This is a genomic window from Citrobacter sp. GW821-FHT02E08, assembly GCF_059421685.1.
In genome coordinates this window covers 60,675-74,086 of the sequence record NZ_JBWKVL010000008.1, presented here as the reverse complement: position 1 = coordinate 74,086, position 13,412 = coordinate 60,675, and the positions used below count along the sequence as shown (strand labels likewise).

Below are 13,412 nucleotides of genomic sequence, written 5' to 3'. Positions count from 1 at the left end.
TCACTCCTGGTCTATTTCTATTCTTCTAATCTGTAAGCCGTCATCGGCCACGATTCTCAGTGTGTCGCTGTTGCATTGCGGACAACGGCGGACGCGCTGTGTCAGCAGCGTGACGTATTGCTGACAAGACTCGCACCAACATTCGGCTTCTTGTTCTTCGAGGTGCAGTTTACAACCTTCCGCCAGGGTGCCGCGGCATACCAGATCAAAACAAAAGGCGAGAGCACTGGTTTCGACACAAGAAAATGCGCCAATTTTGAGCCAGACCCCAGTTACCTTTTGCGCACCGTGTTGTGCGGCCTGTTGTTCGATCAATTCCAGTGCCCGTTGGCAGAGGGTTATTTCGTGCATATCGCCTCCCATCATCTATTGCTGCGGTAAAAGCAATAAACATGCCAGTTATTGTTTTTGGCACGCTGACACTGACGACGATGACGAAATGACATGTCGTCACTGCATTATTTTCTTGTATATATATGAAAAATAAACAATTTAAAGTTGGCATGGAACGTGCTTAAGGCAGGCTATCTCACGTAAACGGGTAACCTGACATGACAATTTGGGAAATAAGCGAAAAAGCCGATTACATCGCTGAACGGCACCGTCGCCTACAGGACCAGTGGCGTATCTACTGTAATTCGCTGGTTCAGGGGATCACCCTGTCGAAAGCGCGCCTGCATCACGCAATGAGCTGCGCGCCGGACAAAGATCTTTGCTTCGTTCTTTTTGAACACTTCACGATCTACGTCACCCTGGCTGACGGTTTCAACAGCCACACCATTGAGTACTACGTTGAAACGAAAGATAGCGAAGAAAAACAACTCATTGCGCAAGCGCAGCTGACCATCGACGGCAAAGTCGACGAGCATGTCAGCAACCGCGATCGCGAGCAGGTGCTGGAGCACTATCTCGAGAAAATCGCCAGCGTTTACGACAGCCTGTATGCCGCCGTGGAAACCAACACTCCGGTAAATATGCACCAATTGGTAAAGGGACAAATCCCGGCGGCGTAAGCCAGAGGTTTTGCCCGTTTTGTTCGCGATGCGGTCTGAAGCCGCGTCACGACTGTTTTGGGGATGGGAGTGTCGACGAGTGTCGAAAATGACACTTGATGGACATGTTTTCGTCAAAAATGACTATCACCTGAGGAATGCCTGGTGAATCGTTTTGTAATTGCTGACTCCACGCTCTGTATTGGCTGCCACACTTGTGAGGCCGCCTGTTCAGAGACGCATCGCCAGCATGGCCTGCAGTCAATGCCGCGCCTGAAAGTGATGCTTAATGAAAAAGAATCCGCGCCACAACTTTGCCATCATTGCGAAGATGCGCCGTGCGCGACCGTGTGTCCTGTCAACGCCATCAACCGCGTAGATGGCGCTGTACAGCTGAATGAAAGTCTGTGCGTAAGCTGCAAACTGTGTGGGATTGCCTGCCCGTTCGGCGCGATAGAGTTTTCCGGCAGCCGTCCGCTGCATATTCCGGCTAACGCCAATACCCCGAAAGCGCCGCCTGCGCCTCCTGCCCCGGCTCGCGTCAGCACGCTGCTGGACTGGGTGCCGGGTGTTCGCGCCATCGCTGTGAAATGCGATTTGTGCAGTTTTGATGAACAAGGTCCTGCCTGTGTACGGATGTGCCCAACCAAAGCGCTGCACCTGGTTGAAAACACCGATATCGCCCGCGCCAGCAAACGTAAGCGTGAGCTGACGTTCAATACCGATTTTGGCGATCTCACCTTGTTTCAGCAGGCTCAGAGTGGGGATGCAAAATGAGCGTAATTTCACTGATTAATAGCGGCGTGGCCTGGTTTGCCGCCACGGCGGTTCTGGCGTTTCTGTTCTCCTTTCACAAAGCGTTGAGCGGCTGGATTGCGGGCGTGGGTGGGGCCATTGGCAGCCTGTTCACGGCGGCGGCGGGTGCCCTTGCGTTGACTCACGCATTGGCGGTCAGCGGTGTGATGCCGTTTATCGGACATACCCTGCAAGTGACGCCGTTAAATGCTATCTGGTTGATTACGCTCGGTCTGTGCGGGCTGTTTGTCAGCCTGTACAACATTGACTGGCATCGTCATCCGCAGGTGAAAGCCAACGGTTTGCTGGTGAATTTATTAATGGCGGCAGCGGTCTGCGCCGTGGTCGCCAGCAACCTCGGCACGATGGTGGTGATGGCAGAAATTATGGCGCTGTGCGCCGTGTTCCTGACCGGTGGCAGTAAAGAGGGCAAGCTGTGGTTTGCGCTTGGCCGTATTGGCACACTGCTGCTGGCGGTTGCCTGCTATCTGGTGTGGCAGCGCTACGGCACCCTGGAGCTACGTCTGCTCGACCTGCGCACGCAGGCATTGCCGCTCGGTTCCGACATCTGGCTGCTCGGCGTGGCCGGTTTTGGTCTGCTGGCCGGAATTATCCCGCTGCACGGCTGGGTGCCTCAGGCGCACGCCAACGCCAGCGCACCCGCTGCGGCGCTGTTCTCCACCGTTGTTATGAAGGTCGGTTTGTTAGGGATTCTGTCTCTGTCGCTGATTGGCGGCAATGCGCCGCTGTGGTGGGGTATTGCACTGCTGGTGTTGGGCATGATCACCGCGTTTGTCGGCGGTCTGTATGCGTTGATGGAGCATAACATTCAGCGTCTGCTGGCCTACCACACTCTGGAAAACATCGGCATTATTCTGCTCGGCCTTGGGGCTGGCGTGACCGGTATTGCGCTGCAACAACCGGCGCTGATTGCGCTCGGTCTGACGGGCGGTCTCTACCACCTGGTGAACCACAGCCTGTTCAAGAGCGTCCTGTTCCTGGGGGCTGGCAGCATCTGGTTTCGTACCGGTCATCGCGATATCGAAAAACTGGGCGGCATCGGCAAACGTATGCCGGTGATTTCTATCGCCATGCTGGTTGGGTTGATGGCGATGGCCGCGCTGCCGCCGCTGAACGGCTTTGCCGGTGAGTGGGTTATCTACCAGTCTTTCTTCAAACTGGGTAACAGCGGCACATTTATTGGCCGTTTGTTAGGGCCGTTGCTGGCCGTTGGGCTGGCGATTACCGGTGCGCTGGCGGTGATGTGTATGGCGAAAGTCTATGGCGTTACCTTCCTCGGCGCGCCGCGGACCAAAGAGGCGGAGAACGCCTGTTGCGCGCCATTCCTGATGTCGGTGAGCGTAGTGGCGTTGGCGATTTGCTGCGTGTTGGGCGGTGTTGCCGCGCCGTGGCTGCTGCCGCTTCTCGCCTCTGCCGTTCCTCTGCCGCTGGAAACCGCGAATACCACGGTTTCTCAGCCAATGATTACCCTGCTGTTGATTGCCTGTCCGCTGCTGCCTTTCATTATCATGGCGATTTTCAAAGGCAACCGTCTGCCGTCGCGTTCACGCGGTTCGGCATGGGTGTGCGGTTACGATCACGAGCAGTCAATGGTGATCACTGCACACGGTTTTGCCATGCCGGTGAAAGAGGCCTTTGCTCCGATACTCAAACTGCGTAAATGGCTCAATCCGGTCTCACTGGTTCCGGGCTGGCAGAACGCGGCCGCGCCGGTGCTGTTCCGTCGTCTGGCGCTGATTGAGCTGGCGGTGCTGGTGGTGATTGTGGTTTCACGAGGAGCCTGAGAATGAGTGTTTTATATCCGTTAATTCAGGCGCTGGTGTTGTTTGCCGCTGCGCCGTTACTGTCTGGTATTACCCGCGTGGCGCGTGCCCGTTTGCACAACCGTCGCGGACCGGGCGTTTTGCAGGAATATCGCGACATTATCAAACTGCTGGGTCGCCAGAGTATTGCGCCTGCGGATTCCAGCTGGGTTTTTCGCCTGACGCCATTTGTGATGGTGGGCGTGATGCTGACCATCGCTACCGCGCTGCCGGTGGTGACCGTTGGTTCTCCGCTGCCGCAACTGGGCGATTTGATCACCCTGATCTACCTCTTCGCGATCGCCCGTTTCTTCTTTTCTATCGCCGGTCTGGATACCGGTAGCCCGTTCACCGCGATTGGCGCCAGCCGTGAAGCGATGCTCGGCGTACTGGTAGAGCCGATTCTGCTGCTGGGCCTGTGGGTCGCGGCGCAGGTGGCCGGTTCCACGCACATCAGCAATATCGCCGACACGGTTTACCACTGGCCTGTGGCCCGCAGTATTCCGCTGATTCTGGCGCTGTGCGCCTGCGCCTTCGCCACGTTTATCGAGATGGGCAAACTGCCGTTTGACCTCGCGGAAGCGGAGCAGGAGTTGCAGGAAGGTCCGCTGACCGAGTACAGCGGCAGCGGTTTTGCGGTGCTCAAGTGGGGCATCAGCCTGAAACAACTGGTGGTGCTGCAAATGTTTGTCGGCGTGTTCCTGCCGTGGGGACAGATGGAAACCTTTACTGCGGGCGGATTGCTGCTGGCGCTGGTGATTGCCGTCGTCAAGCTGGTCGCTGGCGTACTGGTGATCGCGCTGTTCGAAAACAGCATGGCGCGTCTGCGTTTTTGCGCCACTTCACGCGTGACCTGGGCCGGTTTTGGGTTTGCGTTTTTAGCCTTCGTCTCCTTGCTGGCGGCGTGATTAAGAGAGTTTGAGCATGTCTGAAGAAAAATTAGGTCAACAATACCTTGCGGCGCTGCACCAGGCATTTCCGGGCGTAGTACTGGACGAAGCCTGGCAGACCAAAGATCAGCTGACGATTACGGTGAAGGTGAACTACCTGCCGGAAGTGGTCGAGTTCCTGTATTACAAGCAGGGCGGATGGTTGTCCGTGCTGTTCGGTAACGACGAACGCCAGCTGTGCGGCCGTTATGCCGTGTACTACGTACTGTCGATGGAGCAGGGCGTTAAATGCTGGGTCACCGTCCGTGTTGAAGTGGATGCCAATACTCTAGAATTCCCGTCTGTTACCCCACGTGTTCCGGCTGCGGTCTGGGGCGAACGTGAAGTCCGCGACATGTACGGTCTTATCCCGGTAGGTTTGCCGGACGAGCGTCGTCTGGTATTGCCGGATGACTGGCCGGATGAACTCTATCCGCTGCGTAAAGACAGCATGGATTACCGTCAGCGTCCGGCGCCGACTACCGACGCTGAGACTTACCAGTTCATCAACGAACTGGGCGACAAGAAAAACAATGTGGTGCCGATTGGCCCGCTGCATGTGACCTCCGATGAGCCGGGTCACTTCCGTCTGTTCGTTGACGGCGAGAACATTATCGACGCCGACTACCGTCTGTTCTATGTCCACCGCGGCATGGAGAAACTGGCGGAAACCCGTATGGGGTATAACGAAGTCACTTTCCTGTCGGATCGCGTCTGCGGGATTTGCGGCTTTGCCCACAGCACCGCCTATACCACCTCCGTTGAAAACGCGATGGGCATTGTGGTGCCGGAACGTGCGCAGATGATCCGCGCCATTCTGCTGGAAGTGGAGCGTCTGCACTCGCACCTGCTGAACCTCGGCCTGGCCTGTCACTTCACCGGCTTTGACTCCGGCTTTATGCAGTTCTTCCGCGTGCGTGAAACCTCCATGAAAATGGCGGAGATCCTCACCGGGGCGCGTAAAACCTACGGTCTGAACCTGATCGGCGGGATTCGCCGCGATCTGCTGAAAGAGGACATGATCCAGACTCGCCAGCTGGCGCAGCAGATGCGCCGCGACGTGCAGGAGCTGGTGGATATGCTGCTCAGTACGCCGAACATGGAGCAGCGTACCGTCGGTATTGGTCGTCTGGACCCGGAAATCGCCCGTGACTTCAGTAACGTTGGTCCGATGGTTCGCGCCAGCGGTCATGCCCGCGACACCCGCGCCGATCACCCGTTTGTGGGTTACGGTCTGCTGCCGATGGAAGTTCACAGCGAGCAGGGCTGTGACGTGATCTCCCGTCTGAAAGTGCGCATCAACGAAGTCTATACCGCGCTGAATATGATCGATTATGGCCTCGACAATCTGCCGGGCGGCGCGCTGGCGGTGGAAGGCTTTACCTATATTCCGCATCGCTTTGCACTGGGCTTCTCGGAAGCACCGCGTGGGGATGATATCCACTGGAGCATGACCGGCGACAACCAGAAGCTGTACCGCTGGCGCTGCCGTGCGGCGACCTACGCCAACTGGCCGACGCTGCGCTACATGCTGCGTGGCAACACCGTTTCCGATGCGCCGCTGATTATCGGTAGTCTCGATCCTTGCTACTCCTGTACTGACCGTATGACCGTCGTCGACGTGCGTAAGAAGAAGAGCAAAGTCGTGCCATACAAAGAACTTGAGCGCTACAGCATTGAGCGTAAAAACTCGCCGCTGAAATAAGGAATCGCCATGTTTACCTTTATCAAAAAAGTCATCAAAACCGGCACACCGACCTCGTCTTATCCGCTGGAGCCGATCGCGGTTGATAAAAACTTCCGTGGTAAGCCGGAGCATAACCCGCAGCAGTGTATTGGCTGCGCGGCCTGCGTGAATGCCTGTCCGTCAAACGCGCTGACGGTCGAAACCGATCTGGCCACCAATGAACTGGCCTGGCAATTCAACCTTGGTCGCTGCATCTTCTGTGGCCGTTGTGAAGAAGTCTGCCCGACGGCGGCGATTAAGCTGTCGCAGGAGTACGAACTGGCGGTATGGAAGAAAGAAGACTTTCTGCAGCAGTCTCGCTTTACGCTGTGTAACTGTCGCGTGTGCAATCGCCCTTTTGCCGTTCAGAAAGAGATCGATTACGCCATTGCGCTGCTTAAGCACAACGGTGACAGCCGCGCGGAAAATCACCGTGAAAGCTTTGAGACCTGCCCGGACTGTAAGCGCCAGAAATGCCTGGTGCCGTCCGACCGTATTGAACTGACTCGCCATATGAAAGAGGCCAGCTGATGAGCAATTTATTAGGCCCACGTGATGCCAATGGTATTCCGGTACCGATGACGGTGGACGAATCCATCGCCAGCATGAAAGCGTCGTTACTGAAAAACATTAAGCGTTCGGCGTACGTCTACCGTGTGGACTGCGGCGGTTGCAACGGCTGCGAAATCGAAATTTTCGCTACCCTCTCTCCGCTGTTTGACGCCGAGCGTTTCGGTATCAAAGTGGTACCGTCGCCGCGCCACGCAGACATTCTGCTATTTACCGGCGCGGTCACTCGCGCAATGCGCTCACCGGCGTTACGTGCCTGGCAATCTGCGCCAGATCCGAAAATTTGTATCTCCTACGGGGCCTGCGGCAACAGCGGTGGTATATTCCACGATCTTTATTGCGTCTGGGGCGGCACCGACAAAATCGTACCGGTGGATGTCTACATTCCTGGCTGTCCGCCAACGCCTGCAGCGACGTTGTACGGCTTTGCGATGGCGCTGGGTCTGCTGGAGCAGAAAATCCATGCGCGTGCGCCAGGTGAACTGGATGAACAGCCCGCTGAGATCCTGCATCCGGAGATGGTGCAACCGCTGCGCGTGAAGATTGATCGCGAAGCACGTCGTCTGGCCGGTTATCGCTATGGCCGCCAGATTGCCGATGATTACCTGCGCCAGTTAGGGCAGGGCGAGCATCAGGTGGCGCGCTGGCTCGAAGCAGAGAACGATCCGCGTCTGACCGAGATCGTCACGAATCTTAACCATGTTGTTGAAGAGGCGCGTATCCGATGAGTGAAACGGTGGTGTTCAGTCAACTGAGCCGTAAATTTATTGATGAGAATGATGCAACGCCCGCCGAGGCGCAGCAGGTCGTCTATTACAGCCTGGCGATTGGCCACCACCTGGGGGTCATTGATTGTCTGGAAGCGGCGTTGACCTGCCCATGGGATGACTACCTGGCCTGGATTGCCACGCTTGAAGAGGGCAGTGAAGCCCGCCGTAAAATGGAAGGCGTACCGAAGTACGGCGAAATCGTCATCGATTTTAGCCATGTGCAAATGCTGGCGCGCGCGTTTGATAACGCGCTCGCCGTGCAGACGCCGCCACAACAGGCGTGGAGCAAGCTGATGCTCAGCATGCTTCATGATATTCATCAGGAAAGCGCCATCTATCTGATGGTGAGGAGACACCGTGACTGACGTTTTATTGTGTGTCGGCAACAGTATGATGGGTGACGACGGCGCAGGCCCGCTGCTGGCGGAGATGTGTGCCGCAGCGCCGAAAGGCGACTGGATTGTCATTGACGGCGGCAGTGCGCCGGAAAACGACATTGTGGCGATTCGCGAATTACGCCCGAGCCGCCTGCTGATTGTTGATGCCACCGATATGGGGCTCAATCCCGGTGAGATCCGCATCATCGATCCTGATGACATCGCCGAGATGTTTATGATGACCACCCATAATATGCCGCTCAACTACCTGGTCGATCAGCTTAAAGAGGATGTTGGCGAGGTGATTTTCTTAGGGATTCAGCCGGATATCGTCGGGTTTTACTATCCGATGACTCAGCCGATCAAAGATGCCGTAGAAACGGTTTATCAGCGGCTGGAAGGCTGGGAAGGGCACGGTGGATTTGCGCAGTTAGAGGCTGAGGAATGACAACGCCGGATGGCGGCTTCGCCTTATCCGGCCTACAAAACCACGTAATCGTGTAGGCCGGATAAGCGTTAACGCCATCCGGCACTGCCCGTTACGCTAAATCTTCCCCGTTACTGGCAATCACTTTCTTATACCACCAGAACGATTTTTTCCGCGTCCGTTCCAGCGTACCGTTTCCGGCGTCATCCCTGTCGACATACACAAATCCGTAGCGTTTACTCATTTCGCCGGTAGACGCCGAAACCAGATCGATACACCCCCAGGTGGTGTAGCCCATCAGCGGTACGCCGTCTTCGATGGCATCGGCCATCGCCCGAATATGCTCGCGCAGATAGCTGATACGGTAATCGTCGTTGATGTTGCCGTCGGCATCGATTTCATCTTTCGCGCCGAGACCGTTTTCCACCAGAAACAACGGTTTCTGATAGCGGTCGTACATCATGTTCATGGTGATGCGCAGACCGAGCGGGTCAATGCCCCAGCCCCATTCGCTTACCGTGATGTGGGGGTTACGCAGGGACTTCACCACGTTCGCCGCACTGGTGTTCTTTGTGTTCATCTCCGCCGAGGCGCAGCGTGACGCGTAATAGCTGAAGGAGACGAAATCGACGGTATTTTTCAGGATCGCATCGTCTTCCGGGGCTTTCTCAATCACCACGCCTTTTTCGCGGAATACGCGAGCGGAATAGGCGGGATACGCGCCGCGTGCCTGCACATCAATAAAGAACAGGTTTTCGCGATCTTTTTCCAGCGCCGTCCAGACATCTTCCGGTTTGCAGGAGTACGGGTAAAAGTTACCGCCCGCCAACATACAGCCGACCTGGTTTTGTGGGTTAACCTCGTGGGCGATTTTGGTCGCCAGCGCGCTGGCGACCAGCTCATGGTGCGCGGCCTGGTATTTCACCTGATCCTGGTTTTCTCCCTCTTCAAACACCAGACCGGCACCGGAGAACGGGCTGTGCAGCATAATGTTGATTTCGTTGAAGGTGAGCCAGTATTTCACCAGACCATCAAAGGCCTCGAAGCAGGTACGCGCATAACGGGTGAAAAACTCGACCATTTTGCGGTTGCGCCAGGAGCCGTACTCGGTGACCAGATGCATCGGCACATCGAAGTGGCACAGGGTGACTAACGGCTCGATACCGTACTTTTTGCACTCGGCAAACACCGCGCGGTAAAACGCGATGCCTTCCTCGTTCGGCGTCAGTTCGTCGCCGTTAGGGTAAAGGCGGCTCCAGGCGATGGAGGTACGAAACACCGTGAAGCCCATTTCTGCCATCAGCGCGATATCATCTTTATAACGATGATAAAAATCGATAGCCTCGTGGCTCGGATAAAACTCGTCATCCCGCAACTGGAAACGCTTTTCCTGACCCAGTTTCACCGGCATACGGCGCTCGCCGTGTGGGATCATATCGACGGTGGTCAGCCCTTTGCCGCCTTCCCGGTATGCCCCTTCAGACTGGTTGGCGGCCAGTGCGCCGCCCCATAAAAATCCTTGCGGAAATACAGACATAGTAAACCTCAATTAATGCCAGTCAGACGCTGGCGCCTTTCGCAGTATTCGGTTGTGCGGCCTGGTTTTTTCTGGCCTGTTCAGCCGCATCTTCGACAGGAATATCTTCAAAGCCAAGGAGTAACGTCAGCACAAAGGACAGCACCACTGCTAATGCCATTACCCCAAACACCCACACGATGGTCATCGGATTGGCGGGGTCGAAGAACTGAACGCTGGTGAACAGCCCCGGTGCGGCCATTGAGTGGCTGGCAAGACCGGCCATCCCGGCGACTGCGCCGCAGATAAAGCCGCTGATAAGACTCGCAATCAGCGGGCGTTTCAGACGTACCGCCACCCCGTAGAGCGCCGGTTCAGAAATCCCGGCCATAATCGCGGAAGCGGCGGCGGCCAGCGCCGTCTGGCGCAGTTCCGGGTTTTTGGTTTTCCAGGCGACGGCTAAAGAGGAGCCGCCGAGCGACAGGTTGGCGCCAATTTCTGACGGCATAACCATGCCTTCTTTGCCCGTTTCGGCGATGGTCTGGATGATGGTTGGGGTAAAGACGCGGTGCATCCCGGTCATTACCAGCAGCGGCCACAGTGCGCCCATAATGGCGACGGAAAGCCAGCCGAGATAGCCGTGGATGGTGTAGACCAGCGCGGAAATGGCGCTACCGATCCAGATCCCAATCGGGCCAATCAGCACGATGGCAAGCGGGGCGGCGATCAGGACGATCAGCATCGGCTTCAGGAAGTTTTTGGTCACCGCTGGCGTAATACGATCGACCCAGCGTTCGATGTATGACAGACACCAGGTCATCACCAACGCCGGGATCACCGTGTAGGTATATTTCACTGCGGTTACCGGGATCAGGGCGAACTCCACGTGCTCACCCTGGGCCGCTTTCGCCATCAGGTCGATAAAGCTCGGATGTACCAGCACGCCCGCGATGGCAATCGCCAGCGACATATTGGTTTTGAATTTAATGGCGGCTGACGCCGCGACCATCAGCGGCAGGAAGAAGAACGCGCCGTCGCCGATCACGGTCAGAATGGTCAGCGTCGAAGAGCCTTTCACCAGCACACCGGTCATTTCCAGGATCATGGCCAGCAGTTTCAGCATCGATCCGCCGATAATCGCCGGGATCAGCGGGGACATGGTGCCGATCAGCGCGTCAAGGATCCCCGCGCCAATGCGTTTGAGCGTCAGCTTCGGTTTGCCGACGGGCGCTGCGGGCTGCATCTCTCCAGGCAGCAGATTCACGATTTCACGATAAGCCTGTGAAACGGTGTTGCCGATGATCACCTGACATTGGTTGTCATTGCGGACCACGCCGAGTACGCCGCTGAGCGCTTTTAAGGTCGCGCTATCGACACGTGAGTCTTCTTTGACGACGAAACGCAAACGCGTCATGCAGTGTGTGACGGCAGTAATGTTGTCGACACCACCCAAAGCCGACACGATGGAGCCCGCCAGTGCCGCATAATTCTTGGACATCGGAATTTACCCTGTTTTATCAGTAAGGTACGTTATATCGCCATGCTTCGTTGCCTGGAATCTGGCGGTGAGGAAACACACAATAGGAAACCGGTTCCACAAAATCATGATTAATTTTTAGTTTTGTGGCAAGATCAATTTGTGATCATTTTTATAATTGTGATTATGATCACTCGTTATTTGAGGGGGGATTTGCCATCCAGGACAATCCTGATTGGGTGAAGTACACTGCGTGCCATTGCGTACAAATGGATGAGTAATATGACGACGATGCTGGAGGTGGCGAAGCGCGCCGGTGTGTCGAAGGCGACGGTTTCCCGGGTGCTTTCAGGTAACGGCTACGTCAGCCAGGAGACCAAAGACCGCGTGTTTGAGGCTATCGAAGAGAGCGGATATCGCCCTAATTTGCTGGCGCGCAGTCTGGCGGCCAAGAGCACCCAGACGCTCGGCCTGGTGGTGACGAACACCCTGTATCACGGCGTCTATTTTAGCGAGTTGCTGTTTCATACGGCGCGTATGGCGGAAGACAAAGGCCGTCAGTTGCTCCTTGCCGATGGTAAGCACAGCGCTGAGGAAGAGCGTCAGGCGATCCAGTATCTGCTCGATCTGCGCTGCGACGCGGTGATGATCTACCCGCGTTTTCTCAGCGTCGATGAGATAGATGACATCATCGACAGCCATTCTCAGCCGATTATGGTGCTTAACCGTCAGTTGCGAAAAAACAGCAGCCACAGCGTCTGGTGCGATCAAAAACAGACCAGCTTTAACGCCGTCACGCAGTTGATTGCCTCCGGTCACCAGCAGATCGCATTTATAACCGGCTCAATGGATTCCCCGACCGGTGTGGAACGTCTTTCAGGTTATAAAGATGCGCTGGCGCATCATGGCATCGCCTTAAATCATGACCTGATTGTGAACGGAAAATGGACGCCCGCCAGCGGCGCGGAAGGCGTCAACACGCTGCTCTCACGTAACGTCAATTTCACGGCGCTGGTCGCCAGTAATGACGACATGGCGATTGGCGCCATCAAACAACTCCATGAGCAGGGAATGAGCGTGCCTGCGCAGGTGTCGGTGATAGGGTTCGATGATATTGCGATGGCACCGTATACCATTCCTGCGCTTTCCAGCGTCAAAATTCCGGTCACTGAGATGGTTCAGGAGACGATTGGGCGGCTTATCTTTATGCTGGACGGCGGGGCATTTACGCCGCCCAAACCCTTTACCGGCGAGCTTATCCGCCGCGACTCGCTAGCGCTGTCACATCCGGGCTAAGGGTTGTCAATTGTCATCGTCACTAGTGACGATGACACCTCAAAATCACACAGCACAAATAAAAATTCGTTTAATAATAGACAGTTAAAAACTGGCACGAATTATGAATACTTCGGCACATAATCTGTCATTGCTGGAGAATTTGATGAACCGTTTCATCATTGCTGACGCTACGAAATGCATTGGTTGCCGTACTTGTGAAGTGGCCTGTGTGGTATCCCATCAGGAAGACCAGGACTGCGCGTCGCTGACCCCTGAAACCTTTTTACCGCGCATCCATGTTATCAAAGGGGTGAACGTCTCCACGGCGACGCTGTGCCGTCAGTGCGAAGACGCACCGTGCGCGAATGTCTGCCCGAACGGTGCAATCAGCCGTGATAAAGGGTTTGTCCACGTCATGCAGGAGCGCTGCATTGGCTGTAAAACCTGCGTGGTGGCGTGCCCGTACGGTGCGATGGAAGTGGTTGTCCGTCCGGTGATCCGCAACAGTGGGGCGGGCCTGAACGTACGTGCAGAAAAAGCAGAAGCCAATAAATGTGACCTGTGCCATCACCGCGATGCGGGCCCGGCCTGTATGGAAGTGTGTCCGACTCACGCTTTGATCTGCGTGGATCGCAACAAGCTTGAGCAACTGAGCGCAGAAAAACGTCGCCGTGCGGCGCTGGATTCTACCGCATCGCTGCTTTTCTGATATCTGAAAATCCGCGTAAAATA

At 55.9% G+C, this 13,412-nt stretch carries 14 protein-coding genes; 11 read left to right on the top strand and 3 right to left on the bottom strand.

What is annotated here, in order from left to right; translation table 11 throughout:
• Entirely contained in the window at nucleotides 1-351 is a 351-nt protein-coding gene (gene hypA / locus AC07UY_RS12310; protein ID WP_162381912.1) for a hydrogenase maturation nickel metallochaperone HypA, read from the bottom strand.
• A gap of 200 nt (nucleotides 352-551) precedes the next feature.
• On the opposite strand from hypA, the gene hycA reads away from it, so the two are divergent.
• The 9 genes from hycA to hycI all read left to right on the top strand — a co-directional run bounded on the left by hycA (nucleotide 552) and on the right by hycI (nucleotide 8,430).
• Nucleotides 552-1,013: a formate hydrogenlyase regulator HycA gene (gene hycA, locus AC07UY_RS12305; RefSeq protein WP_203360240.1), complete on the top strand. Its 462-nt coding sequence runs from the start codon at nucleotides 552-554 to the stop codon at nucleotides 1,011-1,013.
• Nucleotides 1,014-1,157: 144 nt separating this feature from the next.
• On the top strand, nucleotides 1,158-1,769 hold the full coding sequence (gene hycB, locus AC07UY_RS12300) for a formate hydrogenlyase subunit HycB (protein WP_192613224.1): 612 nt from the start codon (nucleotides 1,158-1,160) through the stop codon (nucleotides 1,767-1,769).
• Entirely contained in the window at nucleotides 1,766-3,592 is a 1,827-nt protein-coding gene (gene hycC / locus AC07UY_RS12295; RefSeq protein ID WP_494660839.1) for a formate hydrogenlyase subunit 3, read from the top strand. The genes hycB and hycC overlap by 4 nt, the downstream gene beginning before the upstream one ends.
• 2 nt (nucleotides 3,593-3,594) lie before the next feature.
• Nucleotides 3,595-4,518: a respiratory chain complex I subunit 1 family protein gene (locus AC07UY_RS12290; protein ID WP_494701256.1), complete on the top strand. Its 924-nt coding sequence runs from the start codon at nucleotides 3,595-3,597 to the stop codon at nucleotides 4,516-4,518.
• 16 nt (nucleotides 4,519-4,534) lie between these two features.
• Complete coding sequence (hycE, locus tag AC07UY_RS12285; RefSeq protein ID WP_494660841.1) at nucleotides 4,535-6,244, top strand: formate hydrogenlyase subunit HycE; 1,710 nt, start codon at nucleotides 4,535-4,537, stop codon at nucleotides 6,242-6,244.
• A 9-nt stretch (nucleotides 6,245-6,253) separates the two neighbouring features.
• Nucleotides 6,254-6,796, top strand: coding sequence for a formate hydrogenlyase subunit HycF (gene hycF / locus AC07UY_RS12280; protein ID WP_494701257.1), 543 nt, complete (start codon nucleotides 6,254-6,256; stop codon nucleotides 6,794-6,796).
• Nucleotides 6,796-7,563, top strand: coding sequence for a formate hydrogenlyase subunit HycG (gene hycG, locus AC07UY_RS12275; RefSeq protein WP_192613219.1), 768 nt, complete (start codon nucleotides 6,796-6,798; stop codon nucleotides 7,561-7,563). The genes hycF and hycG overlap by 1 nt, the downstream gene beginning before the upstream one ends.
• Nucleotides 7,560-7,970: a formate hydrogenlyase maturation HycH family protein gene (locus AC07UY_RS12270; RefSeq protein ID WP_162381904.1), complete on the top strand. Its 411-nt coding sequence runs from the start codon at nucleotides 7,560-7,562 to the stop codon at nucleotides 7,968-7,970. Before hycG ends, AC07UY_RS12270 begins: the two co-directional genes overlap by 4 nt.
• Nucleotides 7,963-8,430, top strand: coding sequence for a hydrogenase maturation peptidase HycI (gene hycI / locus AC07UY_RS12265; protein ID WP_494660843.1), 468 nt, complete (start codon nucleotides 7,963-7,965; stop codon nucleotides 8,428-8,430). The genes AC07UY_RS12270 and hycI overlap by 8 nt, the downstream gene beginning before the upstream one ends.
• 91 nt (nucleotides 8,431-8,521) lie before the next feature.
• On the opposite strand, the gene AC07UY_RS12260 is transcribed toward hycI, so the two are convergent.
• Nucleotides 8,522-9,946 (bottom strand): 6-phospho-beta-glucosidase, encoded by a 1,425-nt coding sequence (locus tag AC07UY_RS12260; protein ID WP_494701258.1) that lies wholly within the window; start codon nucleotides 9,944-9,946, stop codon nucleotides 8,522-8,524.
• Between the two features lie 22 nt (nucleotides 9,947-9,968).
• Nucleotides 9,969-11,423 carry a PTS cellobiose/arbutin/salicin transporter subunit IIBC gene (ascF, locus tag AC07UY_RS12255; RefSeq protein WP_203360248.1) on the bottom strand — a complete coding sequence of 485 codons (1,455 nt, stop codon included), beginning with the start codon at nucleotides 11,421-11,423 and terminating at the stop codon, nucleotides 9,969-9,971.
• A gap of 261 nt (nucleotides 11,424-11,684) precedes the next feature.
• Between ascF and AC07UY_RS12250 the strand changes: the two genes are divergently transcribed.
• On the top strand, nucleotides 11,685-12,698 hold the full coding sequence (locus tag AC07UY_RS12250; protein ID WP_494701259.1) for a LacI family DNA-binding transcriptional regulator: 1,014 nt from the start codon (nucleotides 11,685-11,687) through the stop codon (nucleotides 12,696-12,698).
• Between the two features lie 145 nt (nucleotides 12,699-12,843).
• Entirely contained in the window at nucleotides 12,844-13,389 is a 546-nt protein-coding gene (gene hydN / locus AC07UY_RS12245) for an electron transport protein HydN (RefSeq protein ID WP_192613214.1), read from the top strand.
• The last annotated feature ends 23 nt before the right edge of the window (nucleotides 13,390-13,412 follow it).

Coding starts and splice junctions, on each gene's coding strand:
- hycE (WP_494660841.1), top strand. CDS start 4,535: ATGTCTGAAGAAAAATTAGGTCAACAATACCTTGCGGCGCTGCACCAG.
- AC07UY_RS12250 (WP_494701259.1), top strand. CDS start 11,685: ATGACGACGATGCTGGAGGTGGCGAAGCGCGCCGGTGTGTCGAAGGCG.
- hydN (WP_192613214.1), top strand. CDS start 12,844: ATGAACCGTTTCATCATTGCTGACGCTACGAAATGCATTGGTTGCCGT.
- hycA (WP_203360240.1), top strand. CDS start 552: ATGACAATTTGGGAAATAAGCGAAAAAGCCGATTACATCGCTGAACGG.
- AC07UY_RS12290 (WP_494701256.1), top strand. CDS start 3,595: ATGAGTGTTTTATATCCGTTAATTCAGGCGCTGGTGTTGTTTGCCGCT.
- hycG (WP_192613219.1), top strand. CDS start 6,796: ATGAGCAATTTATTAGGCCCACGTGATGCCAATGGTATTCCGGTACCG.
- hycC (WP_494660839.1), top strand. CDS start 1,766: ATGAGCGTAATTTCACTGATTAATAGCGGCGTGGCCTGGTTTGCCGCC.
- hypA (WP_162381912.1), bottom strand. CDS start 351: ATGCACGAAATAACCCTCTGCCAACGGGCACTGGAATTGATCGAACAA.
- ascF (WP_203360248.1), bottom strand. CDS start 11,423: ATGTCCAAGAATTATGCGGCACTGGCGGGCTCCATCGTGTCGGCTTTG.
- hycF (WP_494701257.1), top strand. CDS start 6,254: ATGTTTACCTTTATCAAAAAAGTCATCAAAACCGGCACACCGACCTCG.
- AC07UY_RS12260 (WP_494701258.1), bottom strand. CDS start 9,946: ATGTCTGTATTTCCGCAAGGATTTTTATGGGGCGGCGCACTGGCCGCC.
- AC07UY_RS12270 (WP_162381904.1), top strand. CDS start 7,560: ATGAGTGAAACGGTGGTGTTCAGTCAACTGAGCCGTAAATTTATTGAT.